The organism is Microbacterium thalli, from assembly GCF_028737325.1.
Taxonomy (GTDB): Bacteria; Actinomycetota; Actinomycetes; order Actinomycetales; family Microbacteriaceae; genus Microbacterium; species Microbacterium thalli.
In genome coordinates this window covers 1-5,474 of the sequence record NZ_JAQZCH010000006.1, presented here as the reverse complement: position 1 = coordinate 5,474, position 5,474 = coordinate 1, and the positions used below count along the sequence as shown (strand labels likewise).

General features: G+C 55.0%; 3 rRNA genes. All 3 read right to left on the bottom strand.

Features of this window, described 5'->3' with window-relative positions:
• Positions 1–9: 9 nt before the first annotated feature.
• Positions 10–126, bottom strand: a 5S ribosomal RNA gene (gene rrf, locus PUW82_RS15020).
• Positions 127–225: 99 nt separating this feature from the next.
• Positions 226–3,331 (bottom strand): 23S ribosomal RNA (locus PUW82_RS15015).
• A 371-nt stretch (positions 3,332–3,702) separates the two neighbouring features.
• Positions 3,703–5,224 (bottom strand): 16S ribosomal RNA (locus PUW82_RS15010).
• The 16S, 23S and 5S rRNA genes sit together here, the layout of an rRNA operon.
• Positions 5,225–5,474 lie beyond the last annotated feature (250 nt).

Sequence of the window (5,474 nt, the reverse complement as noted above, 5' to 3'; positions counted from 1 at the left end):
ACGAAAGAAGTCCGGCGGTGTCCTACTCTCCCACAGGGTCCCCCCTGCAGTACCATCGGCGCTGTGAGGCTTAGCTTCCGGGTTCGGAATGTAACCGGGCGTTTCCCTCACGCTATGGCCGCCGAAACACTATTGATGTTTCAGTCTGCACAACGATTGATCGTTATGCGGTTCTCGACCGTACATCGAGAACCACTCAGTGGACGCAAGCACCAAAAACGGTGTGTTATCAAGTCATCGGCTTATTAGTACCGGTCAGCTTCACGTGTTACCACGCTTCCACATCCGGCCTATCAACCCAGTAGTCTGGCTGGGAGCCTCTCGCCCGAAGGCATGGAAATCTCATCTTGAGGCCGGCTTCCCGCTTAGATGCTTTCAGCGGTTATCCATCCCGAACGTAGCTAACCAGCGGTGCTCCTGGCGGAACAACTGGCACACCAGAGGTTCGTCCAACCCGGTCCTCTCGTACTAGGGTCAGATCCTCTCAAATTTCCTACGCGCGCAGCGGATAGGGACCGAACTGTCTCACGACGTTCTAAACCCAGCTCGCGTACCGCTTTAATGGGCGAACAGCCCAACCCTTGGGACCTACTCCAGCCCCAGGATGCGACGAGCCGACATCGAGGTGCCAAACCATGCCGTCGATATGGACTCTTGGGCAAGATCAGCCTGTTATCCCCGAGGTACCTTTTATCCGTTGAGCGACAGCGCTTCCACAAGCCACTGCCGGATCACTAGTCCCGACTTTCGTCCCTGCTCGACCTGTCAGTCTCACAGTCAAGCTCCCTTGTGCACTTACACTCGCCACCTGATTGCCAACCAGGTTGAGGGAACCTTTGGGCGCCTCCGTTACTTTTTGGGAGGCAACCGCCCCAGTTAAACTACCCACCAGGCACTGTCCCTGAACCGGATTACGGTTCGAAGTTAGATATCCAGAGTGACCAGAGTGGTATTTCAACAATGACTCCACGGTAACTGGCGTCACCGCTTCAAAGTCTCCCACCTATCCTACACAAGCCACACCGAACACCAATACCAAGCTGTAGTAAAGGTCACGGGGTCTTTCCGTCCTGCTGCGCGTAACGAGCATCTTTACTCGTAGTGCAATTTCGCCGAGTTCGCGGTTGAGACAGTTGGGAAGTCGTTACGCCATTCGTGCAGGTCGGAACTTACCCGACAAGGAATTTCGCTACCTTAGGATGGTTATAGTTACCACCGCCGTTTACTGGGGCTTAAATTCTCAGCTTCGCCTTGCGGCTAACCGGTCCTCTTAACCTTCCAGCACCGGGCAGGCGTCAGTCCGTATACATCGTCTTGCGACTTGGCACGGACCTGTGTTTTTAGTAAACAGTCGCTACCCACTAGTCTCTGCGGCCTCCACACCCTTTCGGAGTAAATCCTAATAAGTGGAAGGCCCCCCTTCTCCCGAAGTTACGGGGGCATTTTGCCGAGTTCCTTAACCACGATTCTCTCGATCTCCTTAGTATTCTCTACCTGACCACCTGAGTCGGTTTGGGGTACGGGCAGCTAGAACCTCGCGTCGATGCTTTTCTCGGCAGCATAGGATCACCCACTTTTTATCCGCATCGTGTCTCAGCCTGTATGAGTCACGGATTTGCCTATGACTCGGCCTACGCACTTGCCCCGGGACAACCATCGCCCGGGTTGGGCTACCTTCCTGCGTCACACCTGTTAATACGCTAGCCGCACCAGCATGGGGTCGAGCGTTAGACCGGACCGTCTCACCCCGAAGGGATCAACAAGTCCGGGTTAGGACTCTTAGCACCACTGGATTAGCTTGGGCGGTTCTTCGCCGGTACGGGAATATCAACCCGTTGTCCATCGACTACGCCTGTCGGCCTCGCCTTAGGTCCCGACTTACCCAGGGAAGATTAGCTTGACCCTGGAACCCTTGGTCTTTCGGAGGACGTGTTTCTCACACGTCTTTCGCTACTCATGCCTGCATTCTCACTCGTGTAGCCTCCACGGCTGGTTCACACCGCCGCTTCGCTGGCCACACGACGCTCTCCTACCCATCAACACGGCTGGACCACGAAGGCCTACCAATAATGTCAATGCCACAACTTCGGTGGCGTGCTTGAGCCCCGTTACATTGTCGGCGCGGAATCACTTGACCAGTGAGCTATTACGCACTCTTTCAAGGGTGGCTGCTTCTAAGCCAACCTCCTGGTTGTCTAAGCAACTCCACATCCTTTCCCACTTAGCACGCGCTTTGGGACCTTAGTTGGTGGTCTGGGTTGTTTCCCTCTCGACTATGAAGCTTATCCCCCACAGTCTCACTGCTGCGCTCTCACTTACCGGCATTCGGAGTTTGGCTGACGTCAGTAACCTTGTAGGGCCCATCGGCCATCCAGTAGCTCTACCTCCGGCAAGAAACACGCAACGCTGCACCTAAATGCATTTCGGAGAGAACCAGCTATCACGAAGTTTGATTGGCCTTTCACCCCTATCCACAGCTCATCCCCTCAGTTTTCAACCTAAGTGGGTTCGGTCCTCCACGACGTCTTACCGTCGCTTCAACCTGGCCATGGATAGATCACTTCGCTTCGGGTCTAGGACACGCGACTGAATCGCCCTATTCAGACTCGCTTTCGCTACGGCTACCCCTCACGGGTTAACCTCGCCACGTATCGCTAACTCGCAGGCTCATTCTTCAAAAGGCACGCTGTCACCCCTGCTAAGGAGGCTCCAACGGTTTGTAAGCAAACGGTTTCAGGTACTATTTCACTCCCCTCCCGGGGTACTTTTCACCTTTCCCTCACGGTACTTGTCCGCTATCGGTCATCTGGGAGTATTTAGGCTTATCAGGTGGTCCTGACAGATTCACACGGGATTTCTCGGGCCCCGTGCTACTTGGGATACTCTTCACGCCAAGAGAGGCATTTCGACTACGGGGTTCGCACCCTCTATGACCAGGCATTCAAACCTGTTCGTCTATACCTTCTTGTAACGTCGACCACTCGGCAGAATGATCAGAAAAGTCCCACAACCCCCAACGTGCAACGCCTGCCGGCTATCACACACGCTAGGTTTAGCCTGATCCGGTTTCGCTCGCCACTACTAACGGAATCGCGGTTGCTTTCTCTTCCTGTGGGTACTGAGATGTTTCACTTCCCCACGTTCCCTCTACCCGCCCTATATATTCAGGCGGGAGTCACTAGGTCGGCACGCCGCCCAGCGGGGTTTCCCCATTCGGACACCCTCGGATCACAGTGTGCTTATCCACTCCCCGAGGCTTATCGCAGATTGCTACGTCCTTCTTCGGCTCCAGATGCCAAGGCATCCACCGTTTGCTCTTAAAGACTTGAAATCACATGAGTTGAATCGTCAAAAAATTGACTAATGATCTTTAAGATCATCTTCACGACACAACACCCGAAGGTGTCGCATCGAAGATGCTCGCGTCCACTGTGTAGTTCTCAAAGTACGGGCGGTACCCTCCCCCCACACTGACCAGCAGCATGAAGAAAAGGCCCAGAGGTTGCGGACTCTCATCCGGTCCCTCAGGACCCAACAGCGTGCAGGTGCGACACCCGAAAACTCCCCCGTTCCCACCGCAAGCGGCGTACTAGAAGAAACCTTCATCCTTCGCACCATGTCAAATGTTCCACCCATGAGCACCCCGCAGAGACATTCGCTCTGATCGGGGGCCTGGACACCGAAGTGCCAGATGCTCCTTAGAAAGGAGGTGATCCAGCCGCACCTTCCGGTACGGCTACCTTGTTACGACTTAGTCCTAATTACCGATCCCACCTTCGACGGCTCCCTCCACAAGGGTTGGGCCACCGGCTTCAGGTGTTACCGACTTTCATGACTTGACGGGCGGTGTGTACAAGACCCGGGAACGTATTCACCGCAGCGTTGCTGATCTGCGATTACTAGCGACTCCGACTTCATGAGGTCGAGTTGCAGACCTCAATCCGAACTGGGACCGGCTTTTTGGGATTCGCTCCACCTCGCGGTATTGCAGCCCTTTGTACCGGCCATTGTAGCATGCGTGAAGCCCAAGACATAAGGGGCATGATGATTTGACGTCATCCCCACCTTCCTCCGAGTTGACCCCGGCAGTATCCCATGAGTTCCCACCATTACGTGCTGGCAACATAGAACGAGGGTTGCGCTCGTTGCGGGACTTAACCCAACATCTCACGACACGAGCTGACGACAACCATGCACCACCTGTTTACGAGTGTCCAAAGAGTTGACCATTTCTGGCCCGTTCTCGTATATGTCAAGCCTTGGTAAGGTTCTTCGCGTTGCATCGAATTAATCCGCATGCTCCGCCGCTTGTGCGGGTCCCCGTCAATTCCTTTGAGTTTTAGCCTTGCGGCCGTACTCCCCAGGCGGGGAACTTAATGCGTTAGCTGCGTCACGGAATCCGTGGAATGGACCCCACAACTAGTTCCCAACGTTTACGGGGTGGACTACCAGGGTATCTAAGCCTGTTTGCTCCCCACCCTTTCGCTCCTCAGCGTCAGTTACGGCCCAGAGATCTGCCTTCGCCATCGGTGTTCCTCCTGATATCTGCGCATTCCACCGCTACACCAGGAATTCCAATCTCCCCTACCGCACTCTAGTCTGCCCGTACCCACTGCAGGCCCGAGGTTGAGCCTCGGGTTTTCACAGCAGACGCGACAGACCGCCTACGAGCTCTTTACGCCCAATAATTCCGGATAACGCTTGCGCCCTACGTATTACCGCGGCTGCTGGCACGTAGTTAGCCGGCGCTTTTTCTGCAGGTACCGTCACTTTCGCTTCTTCCCTGCTAAAAGAGGTTTACAACCCGAAGGCCGTCATCCCTCACGCGGCGTTGCTGCATCAGGCTTTCGCCCATTGTGCAATATTCCCCACTGCTGCCTCCCGTAGGAGTCTGGGCCGTGTCTCAGTCCCAGTGTGGCCGGTCACCCTCTCAGGCCGGCTACCCGTCGACGCCTTGGTGAGCCATTACCTCACCAACAAGCTGATAGGCCGCGAGCTCATCCCTGACCGAAATTCTTTCCAGCTACTGACCATGCGATCGCAGCTCGTATCCGGTATTAGACGCCGTTTCCAGCGCTTATCCCAGAGTCAGGGGCAGATTGCTCACGTGTTACTCACCCGTTCGCCACTGATCCACAGAGCAAGCTCTGCTTCACCGTTCGACTTGCATGTGTTAAGCACGCCGCCAGCGTTCATCCTGAGCCAGGATCAAACTCTCCGTAAAGAAAATTTGCTGCGACCAGTCGGAAAAAGACCAGAGCAGCGAGTTTGATGCTGACCAAAGAGATAAATCATTGCTGACTATCCGTTGCCTCCCCCAAAGGGAAGGTCTTTGATCCAAAGGAATCTCACCCCACCGAAGTGGAGTCGAGGTTATTTGGCATTTGACAAGTGCACGCTGTTGAGTTCTCAAGGATCGGACGCTCCCCCAACCAGCCTCACAGCCAGCCCAGAGGGCAACTTCACAACCATAC